The sequence below is a fragment of the Gracilimonas sp. genome, assembly GCF_031581265.1.
Lineage (GTDB): Bacteria > Bacteroidota > Rhodothermia > Balneolales > Balneolaceae > Gracilimonas.
Genome location: NZ_JAVLBQ010000004.1, coordinates 70,242 through 89,902 on the forward strand (window position 1 = coordinate 70,242; position 19,661 = coordinate 89,902).

19 protein-coding genes are annotated in these 19,661 nt (G+C 39.5%); 6 read left to right on the forward strand and 13 right to left on the reverse strand.

Annotation, left to right across the window (positions count from 1 at the left end):
- Positions 1–18: 18 nt before the first annotated feature.
- The 9 genes from RI561_RS02915 to RI561_RS02955 all read right to left on the reverse strand — a co-directional run bounded on the left by RI561_RS02915 (position 19) and on the right by RI561_RS02955 (position 10,032).
- Positions 19–771 carry an HAD family hydrolase gene (locus tag RI561_RS02915; RefSeq protein ID WP_395078724.1) on the reverse strand — a complete coding sequence of 251 codons (753 nt, stop codon included), beginning with the start codon at positions 769–771 and terminating at the stop codon, positions 19–21.
- Between the two features lie 53 nt (positions 772–824).
- A complete protein-coding gene (locus tag RI561_RS02920) occupies positions 825–1,319 on the reverse strand; it encodes a phosphoheptose isomerase (protein WP_395078725.1) in 495 nt (164 codons plus the stop codon).
- Positions 1,320–1,346: 27 nt separating this feature from the next.
- Positions 1,347–2,366, reverse strand: coding sequence for a VWA domain-containing protein (locus RI561_RS02925; RefSeq protein WP_395078726.1), 1,020 nt, complete (start codon positions 2,364–2,366; stop codon positions 1,347–1,349).
- Between the two features lie 99 nt (positions 2,367–2,465).
- Positions 2,466–3,800 (reverse strand): UDP-glucose dehydrogenase family protein, encoded by a 1,335-nt coding sequence (locus RI561_RS02930; protein WP_395078727.1) that lies wholly within the window; start codon positions 3,798–3,800, stop codon positions 2,466–2,468.
- Positions 3,801–3,950: 150 nt separating this feature from the next.
- Positions 3,951–4,910, reverse strand: a complete 960-nt coding sequence (locus tag RI561_RS02935; protein WP_395078728.1) for an alpha/beta hydrolase family protein — start codon at positions 4,908–4,910, stop codon at positions 3,951–3,953.
- 46 nt (positions 4,911–4,956) lie between these two features.
- Positions 4,957–5,457, reverse strand: a complete 501-nt coding sequence (locus RI561_RS02940) for a DinB family protein (RefSeq protein WP_395078729.1) — start codon at positions 5,455–5,457, stop codon at positions 4,957–4,959.
- A 59-nt stretch (positions 5,458–5,516) separates the two neighbouring features.
- The gene (locus tag RI561_RS02945; RefSeq protein ID WP_395078730.1) at positions 5,517–6,725 is read right to left on the reverse strand and encodes an acyl-CoA dehydrogenase; all 1,209 of its coding nucleotides are present in this window, start codon (positions 6,723–6,725) and stop codon (positions 5,517–5,519) included.
- A gap of 609 nt (positions 6,726–7,334) precedes the next feature.
- Positions 7,335–8,543: a Fic family protein gene (locus tag RI561_RS02950; protein WP_395078731.1), complete on the reverse strand. Its 1,209-nt coding sequence runs from the start codon at positions 8,541–8,543 to the stop codon at positions 7,335–7,337.
- Positions 8,544–8,871: 328 nt separating this feature from the next.
- Positions 8,872–10,032: a hypothetical protein gene (locus RI561_RS02955; protein ID WP_395078732.1), complete on the reverse strand. Its 1,161-nt coding sequence runs from the start codon at positions 10,030–10,032 to the stop codon at positions 8,872–8,874.
- Positions 10,033–10,344: 312 nt separating this feature from the next.
- Here RI561_RS02955 and RI561_RS02960 point away from each other — a divergent pair, with 312 nt between their 5' ends.
- Positions 10,345–11,379 (forward strand): 6-bladed beta-propeller, encoded by a 1,035-nt coding sequence (locus RI561_RS02960; protein ID WP_395078733.1) that lies wholly within the window; start codon positions 10,345–10,347, stop codon positions 11,377–11,379.
- Positions 11,380–11,449: 70 nt separating this feature from the next.
- On the opposite strand, the gene RI561_RS02965 is transcribed toward RI561_RS02960, so the two are convergent.
- Both RI561_RS02965 and RI561_RS02970 read right to left on the reverse strand, forming a co-directional pair.
- Positions 11,450–12,622, reverse strand: a complete 1,173-nt coding sequence (locus tag RI561_RS02965; RefSeq protein ID WP_395078734.1) for an acyl-CoA dehydrogenase family protein — start codon at positions 12,620–12,622, stop codon at positions 11,450–11,452.
- 122 nt (positions 12,623–12,744) lie between these two features.
- Positions 12,745–14,787 carry a peptidylprolyl isomerase gene (locus RI561_RS02970; RefSeq protein ID WP_395078735.1) on the reverse strand — a complete coding sequence of 681 codons (2,043 nt, stop codon included), beginning with the start codon at positions 14,785–14,787 and terminating at the stop codon, positions 12,745–12,747.
- A gap of 49 nt (positions 14,788–14,836) precedes the next feature.
- Here RI561_RS02970 and lexA point away from each other — a divergent pair, with 49 nt between their 5' ends.
- Positions 14,837–15,493 carry a transcriptional repressor LexA gene (gene lexA, locus RI561_RS02975; RefSeq protein ID WP_395078736.1) on the forward strand — a complete coding sequence of 219 codons (657 nt, stop codon included), beginning with the start codon at positions 14,837–14,839 and terminating at the stop codon, positions 15,491–15,493.
- Between the two features lie 16 nt (positions 15,494–15,509).
- Here lexA and RI561_RS02980 read toward each other — a convergent pair whose 3' ends face one another.
- Entirely contained in the window at positions 15,510–15,746 is a 237-nt protein-coding gene (locus RI561_RS02980) for a hypothetical protein (protein ID WP_395078737.1), read from the reverse strand.
- A 139-nt stretch (positions 15,747–15,885) separates the two neighbouring features.
- Between RI561_RS02980 and rplU the strand changes: the two genes are divergently transcribed.
- The 4 genes from rplU to RI561_RS03000 all read left to right on the forward strand — a co-directional run bounded on the left by rplU (position 15,886) and on the right by RI561_RS03000 (position 19,199).
- The gene (gene rplU, locus RI561_RS02985; protein WP_395078738.1) at positions 15,886–16,359 is read left to right on the forward strand and encodes a 50S ribosomal protein L21; all 474 of its coding nucleotides are present in this window, start codon (positions 15,886–15,888) and stop codon (positions 16,357–16,359) included.
- 27 nt (positions 16,360–16,386) lie between these two features.
- Complete coding sequence (gene rpmA / locus RI561_RS02990) at positions 16,387–16,644, forward strand: 50S ribosomal protein L27 (RefSeq protein WP_395078739.1); 258 nt, start codon at positions 16,387–16,389, stop codon at positions 16,642–16,644.
- Positions 16,645–16,718: 74 nt separating this feature from the next.
- On the forward strand, positions 16,719–17,372 hold the full coding sequence (locus RI561_RS02995) for a fumarylacetoacetate hydrolase family protein (protein WP_395078740.1): 654 nt from the start codon (positions 16,719–16,721) through the stop codon (positions 17,370–17,372).
- 36 nt (positions 17,373–17,408) lie between these two features.
- On the forward strand, positions 17,409–19,199 hold the full coding sequence (locus tag RI561_RS03000) for a M23 family metallopeptidase (protein ID WP_395078741.1): 1,791 nt from the start codon (positions 17,409–17,411) through the stop codon (positions 19,197–19,199).
- Positions 19,200–19,215: 16 nt separating this feature from the next.
- Here RI561_RS03000 and RI561_RS03005 read toward each other — a convergent pair whose 3' ends face one another.
- Positions 19,216–19,593, reverse strand: coding sequence for a RidA family protein (locus tag RI561_RS03005; RefSeq protein ID WP_395078742.1), 378 nt, complete (start codon positions 19,591–19,593; stop codon positions 19,216–19,218).
- Positions 19,594–19,661: the final 68 nt, after the last annotated feature.

Consider the following 19,661-nt stretch of genomic DNA (forward strand, 5'->3'; position numbering starts at 1 on the left):
AACACACACCCCTTTTAGTTAGGGAGAGCGCCTTTGATTCAAAGAGATAAGTTCCTCATAAGCTTGTAAAACCCCCTCTGTTGTTTCTTTGGTGACCATATCTACCTTATCCTTCACAATCTGCTTGGCGTTTTCGGGAGCAAATGAGTGTCCCACTATTTCCAGCCCCGTTATATCACCGCTGCTATCTCCGATGTAAGCTACCTCTTCCAAATCCAAGCCCAGTTTTTTACATAGACGCTTTATGCCTTCTCCTTTATTCGCTTTTTTCAGGATGATGTTCACAGATACATCAGTAGCATGGACTTCAAACATCGGATATTTCCCATTCACATGATTCAATACTTCTTGGTGCATCAAAGCAACTTTAGCTGAATCGGGATTTACGAGTCCGGCATCGGTATATTTTGCAAACTCTGGATAGGTGCCTTTATAATTTACTATCAGGGTATTTTCCAGCCAGTCTTTAATCTCTGAAACCGCGTTTTTAGCTTCTTCATCAAAGTGTGGATTCCAGCTTATTTCGTTAGTCAGAATATCGTAGATACCTCCCCCGCTTTCAAAAATCATGGGGACTTCCACATCAAGCCATTGTCCCACTGCTTCAACGTACGGAAATGGCCGTCCTGAACATATGGTTAGAGCAGGTATTTCTTCCCTCTCCCTGCTTAATATATTCAGTTCTTTAATTCGGGATATTGCACGCCAATCCGGGCTTATAAAAGGATGAGCTATACAGCCATCAAGATCTGTAATAAACAGTTTGACCATCTTATTTTTTTTGAAGGACTTTAGATTCTATTGATTCAAAAATATTTAGAAAATTATCTTCCAAAATCGTCTTTCAGACGCACGATATCTTTTTCATCAGATGGATGATCTCCATATACATGCATCCAAATTTCAGCAACTATGCCCCAGTTATCCAAACCAACTAAACGATGACGTTCGCCTTGTTCTATTTTAATATGCTCTCCTACGTCATAACTCTTGACATCTTTCTGCTCGTTTGTAATGCTTTTTATAACTCCAACCGGGCCATCAAGTACTTTCCACAGTTCAGACCTGCGATGATGATACTGCCAGGATAATCTTTTTCCCGGGGCAAGCATCAAAATTTTAGGACTTACTTTACCTGAGGTTTTAATTTGTTCTAAGGCCGATTCATCAAAAAATTCTTTAATGAAATCAGTTGCCTGTTTTTCATCTATTACAAAGAAGCCACCCCATGGCCGTTCTAAATCCTGATCTGAAATTCTAAATCCCTTTTCTTCTAATGTTTCCCGAATTTGATGAAACTGTTGTTTCTTTTCCGCCATAACAAATAATTTAATTTTAGACTGTTTTTAATTCTCTTTTATAGAGCCCGGAATTGCTAAAGAAGTGAAAATAAAAAGTAACGCAAGCGCCCCCATCCATTGGTATTGATTTTTGTAATCTGCATACTCCTGGCTGGCAAATTCTCCTTTTTCAAGATCATCCATCCGCGCCAAAAAAGCATCAATACCATCATTCCCCCTCTCTATTGAATAGTACTCCCCATTTCCCTGATTTGCTATATTTTGCAGGGTCTGACTCTGCAATTTTGTAGTTACTACCTGGCCGTTGTTGTCTCTTTTATAACCAATTAACCGATTAGTCCCTTCTTCATATATAGGTATTGTAGTTCCATCTGCCGTACCAATACCGAGTGTATAAACCAAAATCCCCTCATCTACTAACTCATTCAAGGCTTCTGAATATGATTGACTATGGTCTTCTCCATCAGAAACTATTAACAAGACTTTAGCAGCTTCTGATTCATTTTCATCCAATGCATCGAAAGCCTCCATGGCAGTTTCCATAGCAGCGTTGAAATCGGTAGCTGAACTTGGCATTTGTTCAGTATCAGCAATATCCAAAAACAACCTAAGGGCTGAATAATCCAATGTCATCGGGCTTTGGAGATATGCCTCTCCGGTAAATACGATCAGCCCTACTCTGTCTCCCCGAAGTCTCTCAATTAAACGATTGATCTCAAATTTTGCTTTTTCGAGGCGGCTTGGGCGAACATCTTCCGCATTCATACTTGCTGAAAGATCGAGGGCAACCAACATGTCAATTCCTTGTCTTTTGATCTCCCGCACTTCGGTTCCAATTTTAGGGCCTGCAAAAGCCAAAACAAGAAAGAACAACCCCACTAACATTGAGATGGTTTTCAGTCTTTTACCAAGTGACCAGTATCCCGTTCTCAGGGATTTAAACAATTCATCACTGAAATATTTCTGCTGCATAGCTCTTATACGCCGCGATTTCCACCAAAGTAAAGTTACCACGGCAGGAATCAACAGCAAAAGCCAAAGATATGATGGATTTTCCCAGATCATAATTTATCGATTACTTGTATCTAAGATAGAAATTAATGAACCACAGATTCAGTAATAAAATTTTAAGCTTGGCAGAATTGAAGCCTTTTTTACTTTTACTTAATTCTCATCTAAGCCCAGCGTAGGCCGGCCAACACTGTAGTATATAATACCGGCTTCTTCCACATCTTCCAGTTTAAAGAGATTTCGTCCGTCAAATACTACAGCTGGATCCATATATTTTTTAAAGCGATCCAGATCAGGAATACGAAACTCTTGCCATTCTGTAGCTATAACCAAAGCATCAATGCCTTCAAGTGCTTCTCTTGGGGTTTGAACGTATTCCGTGTTTTCATTCACTACATCAGAAGCTGCATCCTGAAATGTTTCTAAAGCTTCAGGGTCATGGGCTTTAAGTTTAGCCCCATGTTCTACCAGCTTTTCCATCAAATACAATGATGGGGATTCCCGAACGTCATCGGTTTCAGGTTTAAATGAGAGTCCCCATATTCCAATCATTTTATCCTCAATATTACCATTGAAATGCTGTAAGACCTTGGGAACCAATGATATTTTTTGGGCATCATTAACTTTCATCACCGAATCCAAGATTTTAAAATCGTAGCCCAGTAATCCTGCGGTGTGGTGAATAGCCTGTACATCTTTTGGGAAACAGCTTCCTCCATATCCAATACCGGCAAATAGAAATCTCTTTCCAATCCTTGAATCGGAACCAATTCCACGGCGCACATTATCAACATTGGCCCCTACCTTTTCGCAAATGTTGGCAATTTCGTTCATGAAGGTGATTTTAGTAGCCAACAATGAATTTGCGGCATACTTGGTCAACTCGGAACTCCGCTCATCCATCACAATTAATGGATTTCCTGATTTTAGATAGGGAGTGTAGAGTTTTTCCATCAATTTTTGAGCGCGCTCGCTTTGGGTTCCTACAACCACGCGTTCCGGTTTCCTGAAATCATTAACGGCAGCCCCTTCTCTTAAAAACTCGGGGTTAGAAACTACATCAAAAGGTATATTTGTTTTAGAAGCTATGGTTTCCCTCACTTTATCAGCAGTGCCCACTGGCACGGTACTTTTATTTACAATCACTTTATACTCGGTGATCATCTCTCCAAGTTCTTCTGCTACCTGCAGTACAAAACTTAAATCGGCCTGACCATCGGCACCCGGAGGAGTAGGCAGACAAAGAAAAATAATTTCCGATTGCTCAACTGCACTTTTCAAATCAGTGGTAAAACTAAGTCGGTTCTCTCTGATATTACGATCAAAAAGTGGTTTCAAGCCCGGTTCATAAATAGGCACTTCCCCGGCACGCATTCTTTCCACTTTATCTTTATCGATATCAACGCAAATGACGTTATTCCCGGTATCGGCAAAACATGTTCCACTTACTAACCCTACATAACCCGTTCCTACAATTGCGATATTCATTTTATAACTTTGTGATGGTTCTGTTGAATTTTTTCAAGGCTCAAAGATATGGTTTTTGATACTTTTAAACTCAAAACTTTAGTACTTTCCTGCCCGAATTTCTCTTCTATTCAACGGATCTATTTTTACTTTGGAAGCCAAACAACCATGCTAAAGTGTATCGAAAATCCAGTCTTGAAAAACTTCCTTAAATCGAAACGAAAAATTAAGATTTACATTCGAAGTCTCATCATCATATTCGAAACAATCAGGAACTACGTGGAAAAAATGGTTAACTCCTCCAATATCATATATGGTAAAATTGGGCGGTATTGAATTTGGAAAAATTTCATTCAATTCTTCTACTGCCCACGAAGGATATACCTGACCATCATTTCCCCCAAACACAAACAGCGCCGGAATCTCAATATCTCCGATATATTCAGCCGGATTAAAATCCAGCTTCATCTTCATATGTCGCCACCGCTTGGTTATGGGAATAGCTGATACCCAGTTTTGATGTGACTGCGCTTTTTGTACTGCTTTCTCATAAGCAGCAGTACTGTCCTCTTCGTTACATACATATTCGCTGTGATATTCATTTACAAGTTGCCGAGTTGGGTCAAAGGTAGGTCCTGCCAAAGATGCCATCAGTTTTATTTGTTGAGGGGAAGTTGCTGCAACTATCTGGACTACCCAGCCATCCTCTCCGTGCCCCACAATTCCAATTCTGTCCCGATCCACTTCTCTGCGCTGAGATAAATACGAAATGGCAGCCTTGGCGTCATCAGCAAAATCATTGAGTGTAGCACGCCCCCAGCGGCCATCAGATTCTCCTATGCCGCGAGGGTCATAATAGAATACCCCAATACCTGAAGGGGGAAATACTGATAGTAAATTTTCTTCAATAAATGGTTGTCGTTGAGTATGGATGTCACCCCACTCATCAATACCTCCCATAAAAAGTAAAACCGGCACATCTTGAGCTGAAGTTGGCAATACTAAGGTTCCACTCAAAACATTATCACCACTTCTAAACACCACTTGTTCCCTTGTAACATCCTGGGAATTTGCCAGAATAGGAAGTATGAAAAAACTTAAGGTCAACAATATTCTGAGTGAATTTCTCATTTGATAAATAGTCCTGCTATAAAGTTAACACTGATGATTTGACAAGTCATGCTATTTTCTGAATCGTATTGTTCATCTGCTTAATATGCCGTTCAGTATGATAGATGCCAAAATATATCCACTCTGCACGTGTTAAGTAACCGAAAATTGGATGTTCAAACATCTTGCAGATTTCATCGGCTTCGAGGTTTTCTATATGTTCCTGAATGGTTTTTCTTTGGTCTTTAAACTTCTGAAGCCAATCTTGACGGTCTTTATTCTGCACTTTTGGAACTACCACACTACTCGCTTTTACTTTTTTACCAGTATTGAGCAGTTTGGTTCTAAAACTTTCAATGATAGCTTCTGAATTGCGATTTGGATCTTTGTCGGTTTCACCCTGAAATAATTTAGGAAAACCGAATTCTGTTCTGTACAAGTGTTCTACTATATCAGCTACCGACCAAGATTTAGCATCCGGTTTAGTATTAAATTGATCTTCAGGCACACTGCTCGCTGCCTTAACCAACTTGTCTGTATTTTCTGATAGTCTTTCTTTTAGATCCATAATTTGGAAAACTTCCAGCCCAAGGTACTCCTATGATTTTAAAATTTCAGTAAAATAATTTAGTCATTTCCCTTTGGCGTAAAAGCCTGAATACCGGTTATCTCCCTACCTAAAATAAGTCCGTGAATATCATAGGTCCCTTCATAGGTATTCACTGATTCCAAGTTCATCATGTGGTGAATTACCCTATACTCTCCTACAATTCCATTACCGCCATGCATATCGCGAGAAATACGGGCAATTTCCAAGGCTTTACCACAATTGTGACGTTTAGCAAGAGAAGTCATTGAGGGATGATCACGTCCCTCATCTTTCAACTGCCCCAACCGAAACGCCTGCATTTGCATAGAAGTGATATCGGTAAGCATATTTGCAAGCTTTGTCTGGATGAGCTGATTAGCTGCCAATGGTTTCCCAAATTGAGTACGATCCAATACATATTGCCGAGCTTTTTGATAGCAAAATTCGGCAGCTCCAACTGTTCCCCAAGCAATACCATACCGGGCTGAATTGAGGCACATAAAGGGCCCTTTTAACCCTTTGATATCCGGAAAAACATTTTCATCAGGAACAAACACATCATCAAAAACAAGCTCTCCTGTTTCTGAAGCCCGAAGACTCATTTTATATTTGGTGTGAGGTGCTGAAAATCCTTCCATTCCTTTTTCTACGAGGAAACCACGAATCACCCCTTCTTCTTTTGGATCTTCTTTGGCTTTAGCCCAGACCACTGCCACATCAGCTATGGGGGAATTGGTTATCCACATTTTGGCGCCGTTCAGCTTCCATCCTCCATCGGTTTTAACGGCCGTGGTAACCATAGAACCGGGGTCAGAACCATGATCGGGTTCGGTCAATCCAAAACATCCTATCATTTCTCCTGTTGCCAGCTTGGGTAAAAATCTCTGCTTTTGCTCTTCAGTCCCAAATTCTGAAATAGGATACATAACCAACGATGACTGCACACTCATAAAAGAGCGATAGCCCGAGTCGACGCGTTCCACTTCGCGTGCAATCAATCCATAAGCGGTGTAACTGGCATTTGAGCCGCCATACTCCTCTGGAATGGTAACGCCAAGCAATCCCATTTCTCCCATTTCTGTGGCAATGTCTTGGTCAAAATATTCTTCGGTATTTCCTTTCAGGGCACGTGGCTCGAGTTTGCTTTGGGCATAATCACGAGCCGTTTCCATGATGAGGCGATCTTCCTCATTTAATTCCGATTCAAATAGAAAAGCATCGTCTGTGTTGAATAGATTCTTGGACATAATTGAATATTATTTTCTGAAATTGTCTTACTGAATAGTACGGAAAATGACTCAAGGGATAAATCAATTTATTCTTCGAATTTATCATCTTTACGTTCTCAAACTTATGATAAGATGACAACAATAAATATTAATCTGTAAATCATACGGATTTTTGGGCTAGTCCTCTGACAGCTCAATGAAACCTCCGTTGAATAGCATATTATTTTCGTTCAGTGTTTCCCAATACACCTGCTGCCATATTCCAGAGTTTTTATATAGATCTTGACTTTTAACACAGGCGGGAAGCACAGTGACCATGATAAATTAATTATTCGACCTTAGAAAAAAGAGCGTTAAGAAGATGACGAAATGAAGCGTTAAGAAATAAACTGTTCCGCTGATAGGTTAAGAAGCGACATTAAACAGTGAAGGAGCTTCAGTTTATTTTAGCGAAATGCAGTCAGCTTTAGCTCTTTTTTCGTAGTCGGGAGCTTTTGGTTCTTTTGTCGGCACAAAAGAACAAGGAAGTTGAATAGGGAAACTATAGTTGCAAAGCACCTGAAGCTGGGGGTACTGTGTTAAAGATGGTTTCGTAATGAGCATAAACTTGAATAGCCGTACACGTAGTTAAATAGTGCCCGCCGGATATAACTCTGGGAAGTAATAGCCTACCACTTTGGGCGGAATATTAAAATATAAGGGGCTCCGATGGGAATCAGACCTCACTAACTCTTCTTCCAATAATTGTTTGGTTAAGTCTCTGGCAGTTCTTTCGGCCATACCGATTAAACGCTGAACCTCCCCACGCTCTATTTTACCGCGCATCATCACTTCGGCCAATACATATTTGGCTTCCGGTCGAAGTGTCGGTTCCCCTGGGATTGAACCTTGAGCACGGAGATTTCCATAAGCCAAAATTCGGTCTCTTAAATCTTCGAGGTTCAATAATTTCTTCATGAAATGAATTTGATCTAAGGCCGTCTCAAAGAAGAAAGAACAAAAAGAGTTCAGGGCTTTTTCCGACAAATTACCTCTTCCATCCAAATCTCCTCTTCTTGGGCTATCTGCACTGGCTAAGTAGTTTCTGTATTCTTCATCTTTTCTTGCTAAACCACGGGATAGCGTCCAAAGTCCGTAAGACTCGATATTGGCTCTTCGCAGATACGCATAGGTAAACAAACGACACACACGACCATTTCCATCTAAAAATGGATGAATCCATACCAAGCGGTGGTGGCTTGCCGCTGCCGCCAGTAGTAACGTATGGCCGGATAATGTTTTAGGATCATATTTCTTTTCAAAATGAGTCAGGAAGTCTTCTAACGCGCTATGAACAGGGGCCACATGCTCACCGACCTCCACATCTTGCGTTCGGAGTTTACCCGGAACCATCTCAATAATCTCATCCGAGTCCTTTTTTCTGATCTTCAGAAAACTATCGGGGACTCTTGAATAGAATTCCCGATGAATCCAGCAAAGAAACTCTGATGAGCACACCGGAACCTTCTCCCCCTTTTCAAAGCGATCATCAATGAGTTTTTGCACTTCTATGTGTGCCACACTTAGCTTCTGTAGCCGCTTCTTTTCCTCATCTTTACTGTACTCTTTTCGTACGGCCCGTTCGATATCTACCGGATTAGTGTGCTCCCCTTCTATGCGGTTTGAATAGTAACTGTTTATATGCCGTAGTAACCGCGCAATCTTTTTACGAGTGAGCGGGTGCACCAATCCACCTAATTCAGCTTCCCGACGAAATACCTCCATAGCCAAATCCACCAGTGGCTTGGTTGCCTTGGGAAACAGGGGCTCCATATGTGAAAGACGATCAAAAATCATGACTTAATTTTTGCCGGTTCTTTTACCGGTTTGAATATATGGTATAAGTATATTAAAACCATGATAATATCCAATTTTATTTAGTAATTAAAAAAGGAAATATTGCCGGTTCTTTTGCCGGTTCAAAAAAAAAGAAAATAGTGGCTTTAGTACTTCCGATTGGAAAAGGTAATCTATAATACCACAAGTGACAAGAATAACACGTGAAGCTGGAGCTTCCGAGACGGCGCTATCCCAAAAATAGGGGGAACTTCACAACAAAAAAAAGAATAAATGTTAGATGCAGAGATCATTCAACATTTAGAATTACATAATTTAAAATTACTTCTCACCAGTCAATACGCTCCTGATATTCATCATTCAAAACAAGGCGATATTTTTTAATAATGGGCGCTTCTTCATCCATTCCGGTAGTATAAATGATACCGTTTTCGTCAATATGAGCAATCTCTCCTATCTTTGGAGTGAATCCTTCTCCCTCAAAAGAGTACAGCAATTGACCTTCAGGGTTGAAGATATCGATACTGTGGGCATATTCGAGTTCCGGTGCTGTACCATTATTGCTGAGTCGCGTGTACCGATCCGGATCATTTACATTGGTAGGCCAGATTGCCTGAACGATAAAATATTCATTCGGTAAGAATTGAGGAGCCTCAACTTTGCCAAACCCTCTGATAGTACTGCTTCCTCCATCGCTGTACATTCCCGGACGAACAATTCGGTCAAAGTCTCTGCGAATTTTGCGAGTTAATGTACCACTGGTATCGTGGACTTCAATCGAATAATCGATAATGCTCCCGGTGTAAATCCTATTAGCATACACTGAAATTGAGGAACGGCTGGTCATTCCCTGAATAGTTTCTATATCACCGGACTGATCAATAGTGAAATCTTGGGTCGTACGAATGGTATCTCCTTCAATTTCAACAATGTGGATATGTGGTCCCCAGGAATCCCAGTTTGGAGCAGCCATTACAATTTCTCCGCCTGACAAAAATCCCCATAACGTTCCAAAACTGACTTTCTCAGCCAAATTATAGCTTTTCTGAAAGTCTCCTTCATAGTTGAATACATCCAACCGGGAACCTTGCAGGTTCCCTACATAAAGCTGATCACCATCGGTTATCATGCTGTAGGCACTCTCGAAATCACCCGGCCCACGGCCTTCCTCACCGGTCATCCATCGTAGATTTCCTTCACTGTTGAGAGAGAGTAGCTTACTCTGACGGGAATCCATGAAATAGATATTACCCTCAGGATCGGTGAGCATCTGATTGAATCCGGATAAAATAAAATCGTCGGTAAATTCAGGAGTTATCGTATCTACGTGCTCAAAACTGAAAGGCGGTGCGGGCTCTTCCTGGTAGACTCCATATTCGGGATTGTCGACATATATTCCCGATGACTCAGTAGTTGATGTGTCTTCACTGCCACAACCATTTAGTAGTAATCCTAAAAACAGTACGACTAGTAGAATATTAGTTTTCACGCTTTTGAAGTTCTTTGAATGAAATATTCTCGACGAAAATAACATATCACAACAAATAAAAAATATTTATAATTAATGTTAATAATTGTCTTAAATAAAGTTAATTATAAGTGTTGATCAATTTACTATGGAATGTTAACATATAACATTTACCTATAGATATGATGTAAAAGACTACGAAACAGATGACAACTAAATATCTATATCTTGTGATAGTCTAAGATATCTTTGTCCAGATCCACATTAGTCTTAAGTCTATGTCAGAAACCAATGATTTGGTTCCTGTTTTTTTTAATTGTAACTCACTGTTTTATGACTACTGTTAAATATACTTTCTTCTTGTTTCTAGTTGGGACCAGTATATTTTTATCCTGCACAAACAATCATGAACCATTAGAGCCAAAAGTCGAAGTATTGGAATCAGATCAAGAATTTTTAGTCTTTGGTGATTCCGTTTTTTATGATGGAGTTGAGCGATTTGCACGCTCTGATGAAACGTTTTATGTAGCTGACAAATCGGCTCGAATATTCAGATTAAATAAAAATATACAGCTCCTTGGGGTTATAGAAAACATCGGCAGAGGCCCCGGAGAGTTTACTTTTGTATCAGATATAAGTTTTTCAAGAGACAGCCTGTATGTTTTTTCCCGTTCGCAGGCAAAAATTGTAGTTTTTGATAACAAAGATCAGTTTATCAGAGAAATACCTATAGAAAAATTTGGCGGGGCAAGGCATATGGAAGTTGGACAAAATGGACTTATATACCTTTCTACACCTTTTTCAGATAAACCCATTACCATTTTTAATAGTAATGGAGAAAAAATAAAATCTTTTGGAGAACAAACAGCTGATCCAGAGGACTTTAATGTATATCGCAATGAACGAATCTTAGCTTTACATAATGATAAACTTATTGCCGCCTCCCCCTCTGACCCACTCATTTGGGTTTACGACCTGGAAGGGAAGTTACTTTATAAATTGAATATCGATCACCCAAAACTTGAAAATAGAATAGCCGAGATAAAAGATTCTTATGAAAAGCCTTCCCCTCAAGGAGGGTATATGCTGGTAATATTATTTGAGGATATTACTATACATAATGATAATTTGTATGTATCAACAGTAACACGTACTGAAAATGAACCCGCTCCTAAATATACTTTAGTATTAAGTTACAAGATAAATGATAATGGCGAATTGATATATACAAATGAATATGAACTATACAGACAAAATAGAAACAAACGGTTAAGTGGAGTCAAAATTGGGTTAGTACAAGAAAATAAGTTCTTATTATATGATCTAATAGATAAAACCATACATCTTTTTGAAGATCAAGAGATTTAATCTCAATAAATAAAAAAGCCTGCCATCAAATTATGATGCAGGCTTTGGGTCTCCAACAAACGTCTAATTTTTATACAAGGGTCTTTTTGAGCTCACGTGCAATAATCATTCGCTGCACTTCGGAAGTTCCTTCACCTATAGTCATAAGCTTAGAATCTCGCAAGAATCGCTCCACATGATATTCTTTGGTATATCCATATCCCCCGTGAATTTGAATAGCCTCGAGAGCTGCTTTCACAGATAATTCTGAGGCGAATAACTTAGCCATAGAAGCTTCTTTGGTGTACGGCTTTTCATTGTCCTTCAACCAAGCAGCACGAAGTGTTAGCAACCGGGCAGCATCAATTTCAGTGGCCATATCAACCATTTTCCCTTCCATGTACTGGAAGTTTCCGATGGCTGTTCCAAATTGTTTTCGTTCCATAGAATAATTCAGCGATTCTTCCAGAGCACCGCGGGCAATTCCCACAGATAGTGCCGCAATACCAACACGACCTCCGTCTAATACCTTCATAGTATCCACAAAACCCTGCCCTTCTTCACCTAATAAATTTTCAGCGGGAACTTCTACGTTTTCGAATACTACTTCGGTTGTATCAGAAGAATTCATCCCAAGTTTGTGCATACCGGGACCCGGATTTACGCCATCCCATTCTCTTTCTACAATAAAAGCTGAGATACCTTTCGTCCCTTTCTCGGGATCAGTTTTGGCAAGAACTACATAGGTATCACCTACAGAACCTTGGGTTATAAATATTTTAGCCCCATTCAGAATGTATTTATCGCCTTCTTTAATTGCCGTGGTTTTCATTCCGGACGCATCACTGCCTGAACCGGGTTCGGTTAAACACCAGGCTGCTAATTTTTCACCTGAAGTCAACTCAGGCATGTACTTCATTTTTTGCTCATGATTCCCGGCTAAAGCAATGTGCCCGGTTCCCAATGAGGTATGTGAGGCTACGGTGAGAGCAAGGGAAGCATCCCAGCGAGCAATCTCTTCCAGTACCAGGCAAAAGCTGACTACATCAAAGCCTCCCCCACCGTACTGTTCTTCATGATAAATACCTAACATCCCTAATTCACCCAGTTGATTTACAATATCATGCGGAAATTCTTTGCTGTTGTCTCTCTCCATTACATTTGGGGCCACATTACGTTCTACAAATTCTTTAACGCTGTCGCGGATCATTTTTTGATCATTGGTCAACTCAAATGATAATTCTCTGTCTAAAACGGTGTCCATATTTTCTTAATAGTATCTGTTTAAGTTTGTTGGTTGGAAACGCTTCCAAGATAACGGTTTGTAACTTTAATATCGTTCGGAATACCACAAAAATTGTTTAAACCATAAAAACCTGTTAAAAACTATTCTTCATTTATATTCCAGTAGGCTTTAGTGACTTTGTCCCCTACAACAATGCGATCAACCACATCCATTCCCTCAATCACTTCTCCGATTACCGTATAGCCTGCATTTAAATGTGGTTTCCATTGATGCATCACAAAATATTGACTGCCTTCGGTATCCGTTCCGGCACTTGCAATACCAACGGTTCCCCTTTTATATTTTTTCTCTGATGCTTCGGTGGGTACCACGTAGTCTGGCCCGCCAAGCCCCAATCCGGTTTCAACATCACCGCCCTGAATTACAAAGTTTGGCACTACCCGGTGGATGGCAACCTTGTCGTAAGCTCCGGCTCTCGTCAAACTGTCAATTCCCGAAATTGTGGCCGGGGCAGCTAAAACGTCTATTACTATTTTGATATCGCCTTTTTCCGTTTCCAACACCCAGGTTGGCTCAAAGTTTAAGGCTGCAAGTTCACTCCAGTTGGGCTGCCTGAATGTTTTTTCTTGTGGTTCTACATCCGGTAAATCCCATCCCTGTTGTTGGAATGAGTTGTTTAGTGCAGTATTCCCTTCCCGGGCAAGTTCTGTAATTAAAGATCTCCCCTCTTCCTCAAAATGTTCGTTCAGCAAGCTGCCTAAGGCTTGAAAAACCTCAATATCGCGGGGTAAACTGTAGTTCTCTGCAATTTCAGTCATCAGCTCAAAATCTCCCTCTTCTACCAAACCTGAATTATTCATGAAATTCAGAATATTAAAAGTGATGGTTCGATTTTCTTTTTCTAACAAATTAATCACCAACTCTTTAACCGCAGCTCTTGTTGAAGCATCTTTTTCAGAATCACTGAGTCCTTGCCACCAGCCTGACAAACCTTGCGTAGCCAGTGAAATTTCAATAAGACTTTCACTGTTAAAATGGTCTTCAAGCAGCTCCAAATATTCTGATCTTGTTAATACCTCACTGTTTACTTGCAGTTTTTTAGTGAGAAGATATTCGTTGGTTTCAGCTAACTCATCCACCAAGGAAAGATAAGTGGCAGGATCACTTATCGCCTGTATTCCACTCAGCCGCACGGAGGCCTCTTTCTCATTATTATTGACAACGGTGGATGCAATCATCTCATCAAAACTAACAGGTTTATCCGTTCGGTTAGCCAACTGCGTAAGTGCTACTTCATTTACTACAGGATTCCCATGTTCTAATAGGTGACTATAAAAATCAGCCAACTTCTCACTCCAAGAAAGCTGCGAAGAATGTTGAGCCAATTCTACAGCAAGTTGTACATTCATTCCAGAAATTCCATCCAAAATAAGCTCAGAAAAGAACCATTCGGCATCGGTATTAAAAAGGATTCGGGCTGCGTATTGTTTTATCTCAGCACTTGAAGCCAATTCATAGGTATCCAGCATTATATCTCTCATTTCCTCATCCTCAAAACCTTCATTCATTCTATAAAATCCATAGAAATAGGCTCGAAACAAATCCGGATCATCAATTACTGCCGCATATTTTAATAATATCTTTTTAGTACTCTCCAGCAAATCATGGCGCATCATAAGTCGACTAATCGCCAAAGCGGTTTCGTATTCAAACTCAGTATCAATGAAATTCTCAAAGTTGCCGACCAAGTAATTCAGTGAATTTTCATTGCCCTGAAGTCCAAGAACTAAACTTATTCCGCTTCGCATGGACTCCCTTGTTTCCCATAAATTCTGTAGCCTGCTAACTTGATCTGATGAAAGGCTTTTTGTGCTTAAAGCAGTCCATGCCATTTCAGTTTTGCTGTACTGCACCTTAGTAATAAAATCATCCATCTTCTCTGCTTCAACCGGTGTACTGATTAAAGCTCTCCACGCCTGATCTCTGATATAAGAATCCGGGTGATCGGTGTATGTTAGCAATGAATCTGCATTTCTCTCAAAGACATACGAATAAAGATCCGGATACTCTTCAGTCAATAACTTTGAATAAGCCGTTTGCCGATCGCAGGAGACTACTACACCCAGCATACCAATCAAAAAAACGACACACATATTTTTTACACACTTTCTATTGAACTTCATAGACTTTCTTTGTTTATTACACATATATTTTACATTAAATATTCTTCATATGGACAATGCACACTTGACACACAAGCAAAACGAATTTTTTACTTACATCGTAGAATACAAAAAAGAACATGACATTTGGCCTACCTATAGGGAGATTGCAGATCACTTTGGATATGCATCTCCAAATAGCGTCACCCAAAATATAAAGGCACTACTTAAGAAAGGCTATTTAGTTAAGAAAAATGACGGAGAATATGATTTACCTTCCGAAAAGAAAAGCATGTTGGGAGAAACCGATGAAAAAGAAGGGATTCCAATTCGTGGACTTATTGCTGCCGGATCGTTACAGGAGGCTGTTGAAGCAAATTTAGGCAGCATTACCCTTGACACTTTATTTCCTAATTTAGATGATTTATTTGCACTAAGGGTTACCGGCTTTAGCATGAAAGATGTAGGTATCTATGACGGGGATTTTGTTCTTTTGATGGATACAGATGTTAAAAATGGAGATATCGGTGCGGTATTGTACGACGGTGAAACCAGCCTGAAGAAAATTTATTGGGGAGATAATGGTCTGCGTCTTGAACCGGCGAACCCGGAGTATGATGATATCTTTATTGAACCCGATGTGTTTGAAGAAGTTAAGATCATCGGAAAATATATAGGACATGTAAACCGTGATGGGTTTCAGCGATCTATTCCAAAAGTCGCATAAACTTGAAAACCAAAATTTACGGCAATGGAGAGTTCTCGTTTAAGTGCGTATCGAGATCTTTGTTATCTGCAATAGTAGTACTCTTTTTGGGCACTATAATTTCATTGGGAACTGTAACAAATCTCCCGTTAGCATCTTTCCGGGCTTCATGAAGTTGAGAGTCCTTAATCCAGGCTCTTCCTCCATCGTGTTGCAAACGTTTGGTATTTTTATACTTGAATGCTTGTTCGTGTAGAGATGGTAATTTTTTCATGATCTATAGTCTTTTTTGTTTGCTTATAATTTAAGTGAAGTTTTTGAATTTATCAGTTCATATTTGCTTTGTTTTCTAACAAGTAAACCTTATCTTTTCAAGCTCTGAATTAAATGCAAAAGAAAGAAATTTAATATATATGTACGCTATAGTTGAAATCGGCGGACACCAGTATAAAGTAGCTGAAAACGATGTGCTTTTTGTAGATAAACAAAATGCAGACGGAGAAAAGCTCACATTTGATAAGGTGTTGTTGATAAAAGATGAAAACGGAAACGTAAATATTGGAACTCCTAATGTTGAAGGAGCTGAAGTTTCCGCCACTATCCTTGATACAGTGAAAGCAGACAAAGTTCTCGTATTCAAGAAAAAACGACGCAAAGGATATCAAAAGCTAAATGGCCATCGTCAGGTTATGTCTCAAATTCAAATTGAGAGCATTTCTGCTTCCGGTGCTGCTTCTAAAAAAGCTGAAAAGAAAGAAACAGCTAAAGAAGAATCATCAGATTTGGAATCAATGACAGTGGCAGAACTTAAAAGCTTGGCTAAAGAAAGAGGCCTAACCGGCTACTCAAGCTTGAAAAAAGCCGAGTTAATCGAAGCTTTATCATAAATTTTTCATTCCTAAACCCTTATAGTTATGGCACATAAAAAAGGTCAAGGTTCTACAAGAAACGGTCGCGATTCCAATCCCAAAATGTTGGGAGTTAAAAAATTCGGTGGTGAATTTGTTCGCGCCGGCGGAATTATTGTTCGACAACGTGGCACTAAATTTCATCCCGGACATAATGTAAAAAGAGGTGGAGATGATACTCTTTTTGCAACATCTGATGGCAAAGTTAGTTTTGCCGTACGCTCCGGTGGACGGAAACACGTGAACGTAGAGCCGGTCAATTAATTCCTGTTTTAGATTATAGAATTTAAAGCCTCGTACACATTATTTGTGCGAGGCTTTTTTTATATCTTAGTTTTATGCAACAACCAAAGATACCCGGCCTCGATATTCCCGTACGCAATATTTATTGTATTGGAAGAAATTATGCCCAACATGCAAAAGAATTGGGAAATTCAGTTCCTTCAGAACCTATCGTTTTTCTAAAACCATTAGGGGCCATCTGCTATGATCAAGCTACTGTATCTATTCCTCCACAATCAGAATCAGTCCATTTTGAAGCTGAAATTGTTGTAGCTATATCGGCATCAGGAAAGAATATTCTTCAAGCAGATGCTAAAAATTTTATTGGGGGAATTGGCGTCGGTATAGATTTTACAGCTCGTGATATTCAATCCAGAGCTAAGAAAAAAGGACATCCTTGGACTTTAGCAAAAGGCTTCGAAAATTTTGCACCTATCAGTGATTTTATCACAGATTTTAAATCTATTGCGTTAAATGATTTAGATATTAAACTCTTCCAAAATGGATTTGTAAAACAACATGGAAATAGTTCAGAAATGATATTTCCCATCCCACAGTTAATCACCTTTCTATCTGAAAGATTTAGGCTGCACCCCGGTGATTTAATTTTTACAGGTACACCGGAAGGGGTTGGGCCGGTTAATCAGGGAGATAAATTGGAGATTTTATTAAATAACGGACAGAAATCATTAACTGTTAATATTGAATAAGCATTGAGACCTTTTCTATTTTCTTTACTGCTATTATTGTCAGCTTCCCCCTTTTCAGAGGCTCAGCAATATCTATGGCCTACTGATTCGGGACAGTATTTGAGTTCTACGTTTGGGGAAACAAGATCCGCCCATTTCCATGCCGGGCTCGATATCAAAACATGGGGGCAGGAAGGATATAAAGTTTTTGCCTCAAGAGATGGAATTCTGCATCGATTATTAATTACGGAACGTGGTTATGGCAAAGCCATCTACTTAAAACATCCGGATAATACATATACCGTTTATGCCCACTTACAGCGGTTTAATGATACTTTTCAGCACCTCGCCGACTCAATCAGATTATCAGATTATTCATTTGAAATGGATGTAGAGTTTGACTCTTTGGCAATTCCCGTGAAACAAGGTGATGTGATAGGATATACCGGTTCTTCCGGGATTGGGCCTCCCCATCTTCATTTTGAAGTAAGAAATTCCAATCAAAACGCCGTAAATGCTTTATCAACGAACTTAGAAGTAAAGGATACAATTCCGCCTGTATTTTCAAGTTTGATTGTAGAACCTTTAACTAAAAAGAGCCGAATTGAAGGAAACCCTTATTCCCGGGCTATAAGACCAAATAAAGTTAATGGGGTTTTCGATTTTGGAACGATTCGTATAACCGGAGAGTCGGGCTTAGCAGTAAATGTGTATGACCAGTCAAATGAAGTTTACAACGCCTACGCTGTGTACTCACTGGCACTCGTTCACGAGTCAGATACTCTTTTTTATCAAGAATTGAACTCGCTGAGTTTTTCAGATTCCGGTGAAATGTTTCTTGACAGAATAGCTCCCTTTGGTTCAACGAACAGAGGGCATCAGCGACTTTATAGTAAGGATGGTCACAACAACCCCTTTTACCTTATTGAAAAACCAGCAGCTCAAATTCTTCCTGCTGAAAGTGCTAAGACATATACTATTATTGCCACTGATTATTTTGGGAATCGCTCAAATGCTACTATCCAAATAGAAAAAGATGGCTTTGATAATTCGTCTTCACCAAAAAAACTACTGCCTATATACAATTGGTATTGGCATGAGGATTGGGCTTCCCCTGATTTACAAAGTACCATCGATCTTACTTCACGGAAAATAGGTCTTCCCTGGAAAACTAATCAGCAAGTGATTTACCGGGATTCACTTCTCCCAATTAACATTGCTCGACTATTTCCATCACAAAATCAGACCCTACTCTCCTCCGACAATTCAGTCCTGATTAGATTTAACGAAGATACTTTTTTTGATACCCTGAGTATTGGTTTTACTCACAAAATTGTTGATGGCCAGTACCAAATTTCTATCCAACCCGAAATGGCTGCTCTTAAAAAGAATTTTCAGCTTCAATATTATATGGGGCACGCTTTTAAACCCGGAAACAAGTACAGGCTTTTCAGAAAGAATAATTCAAAATCCGGCCTCAGTTACGTAGACTCGGAACTCCAGGGTCGTACTGTCTATGCTTATCCTGATGAGTTTGGTGAATTCGTAATCATATCCGACAATACTCCTCCCGAAATATCCAACTTCAAAATATACCGCACAGATTATGGTAAATGGCTTGCCAGTGTAGATCTAAAAGATGAGCTGACTGGTATTGATTCATCATCTGCTAAATTCACCATAAATGGAGTCCACGGAATTGCAGAATATGACTATGAAGAAAATCTGCTTATTTATTATCTCCCAAATTTTGAGCCCAAACAAACAAATCAGGTATTTATATCAGTAAAAGATAAAGCCGGCAATATTGCTTCGTTTAATACAGAAGAAATAAGAACCGGCTTTTAATGAATGATCACATTTTTTACAAATAAGCGATACAGCTGATTTCTACTAAAACATTTTTAGGCAGTGTTTGAACTGCTACTGTTTCTCTTGCCGGAGGGTCCGAATCAAAACGCGCACCATACACTTCATTGACGGAAGCAAAATCGTTCATATCGTCTAAGAATATGGAGCATTTCAATACTTTTGAAAAATCTGTTCCGGCTTCTTCAAGCACAGCCTTTAGGTTATCCATCACTTGTTCGGCTTGTTCTGCTGCTGTATTTCCTACCAATTCCATAGTTTCTGGGTTTAACGGAATTTGTCCCGAGCAATATAAAACACCATTATGTGAAGTTGCCTGACTATATGGACCTATGGCTGCCGGTGCTTTATCCGTTGAGTGTATTTTTTTCATACAAAATTTCCTGATTTTTTAAAGTTTAAATTGAATCAAAAACCATGTGTGCTAATAAATTGCAGAAA